This window comes from Stenotrophomonas sp. PS02300 (genome assembly GCF_029959395.1).
In the GTDB taxonomy this organism is placed as follows: Bacteria; Pseudomonadota; Gammaproteobacteria; order Xanthomonadales; family Xanthomonadaceae; genus Stenotrophomonas; species Stenotrophomonas maltophilia_AD.
The window spans coordinates 1-1,407 of sequence record NZ_JASCOP010000242.1 but is presented as its reverse complement, the minus strand read 5'-3'; the positions used below and the strand labels follow the sequence as shown (position 1 = coordinate 1,407).

The following is a 1,407-nucleotide window of genomic DNA, read 5'->3' as shown; positions in this document are numbered from 1 at the left end:
GCGCGCGCCGGGGGGGCGGGGGCGCGCGTCGCCGCTGCCGGCCGTAGTGCAGCCGCGTGCCCCCCACCACCGCTGCGCAGATCGCAGCAATCAGTGCGATACGACCCGTCGTCGTTTCCCACCATCGGGGCACCACGCGCAACTGCAGCTGGCGCACCGCCGACCAAGGGCCGCCGGCGTGCCGCGCCTTCACCAGCAGGGAGTGCTCGCCCGCCGGCAGGCGCGTGAACAGGCGTTGCGCCACGGGGCCGGTGTCGACCCATGCCGGGTCCTGTCCCAGCAGGCGGAAGTGGTACTGGATTCGATCGGGATCGCCGCGGCCGAGCAGGTTCACGGCGACCCGCACATGACGATCCCCGGTACCCAGGAGTACCGGCGATGCAGCGATCGGCACCTGGATCACCCGTCCGTGACGACGACGGCTCATTGCATCGAGCACCAGTACCGGCACCGTTGCCGGGGCGCGAAGCGCGCGCGGGTCGAACGCCAGCAGTCCGCCTTCGCGCACCCCGGCCACCACCGCACCCGAGCCCAGCCGAAGCAGCCGCTGCGGCAGTACCTCCTGCACCGGCAGGCCCTGTGCGGTGCCAAGGACCTCCACCTCGCCCGCGTGCGGATCCACCCGCACCACGCCGCGCGCGGCCCCGGCCCACGCCACGCCATCGGCGCCCACCACCAGCGCGCCGGCACGCAGTTGCGGGTAGCCCTCGGCGCCGGCAACGCGGCGTACTCGATGCAAGCGTCCCTGCGTCCGGCGGTACTGCTCCAGGGCCGCCGGGCGACTGACCCACAGCGTGCCATCGTCGGCTTCGGCGATGGCCGACACGGCCCCGTCGCCATCGCCCGGGACCTGCTCGAAGCGCTCGCGCGCAGCAGACCAGCGCATCACGCCTTGCGGATCGGTGGCCCACACCTCGCCATCGCGCGTGCACAACAGCTGCCGCAGCGGCACGTCCTGCCCCAGCCCCACCTGCCGTGGGGCCGCACTATGCTGGCGCTCGCCGTCTGCCGACCACCGTTGGATCGCCCGGGGGTGCGCCAGCCAGACCTCACCGTTCGCGCATATCTGCAGGTGGATGGCCCCCTGGTCCGTCCCCAGCCCCAGCCCCCAGTCGCGCCGGCTGCGCTGATGCGGGTCATGGCGCAGCAGCCGGTCGGCACTGGCAACCCACACCCGCCCCTGGGCATCTTCAGCCACGCCCACCGGGAACGCGCCGGCGCCGGCATGCGGGTACCGCAGCACATCAAGGCCGCGTCCGGTACGCAGGTCAAGACGCTGCAGATGCCCGCGACTGCCCGCAACCCAGGCGTGGTGCATTCCCGAGGCGGCCAGGCCCAGTGCGTAGTGACTGCCGGTTCCCGGCCCGCTGTCGGCAGTGGCAGGCAAGGCCGTGAACTGCCGCCAGC

The 1,407-nt window shown here is 73.3% G+C and carries 2 protein-coding genes; one reads left to right on the top strand and one right to left on the bottom strand.

What is annotated here, in order from left to right:
* Nucleotides 1-1,243 (bottom strand): triple tyrosine motif-containing protein (locus QMX79_RS20730; protein ID WP_282248455.1); only part of this gene is annotated, 1,243 nt, incomplete at its 3' end.
* Between QMX79_RS20730 and QMX79_RS20725 the strand changes: the two genes are divergently transcribed.
* A partial coding sequence (locus QMX79_RS20725; protein ID WP_282248454.1) for a hypothetical protein occupies nt 1,226-1,407 on the top strand: 182 nt, incomplete at its 3' end. The two genes, QMX79_RS20730 and QMX79_RS20725, sit on opposite strands and share 18 nt — an antisense overlap.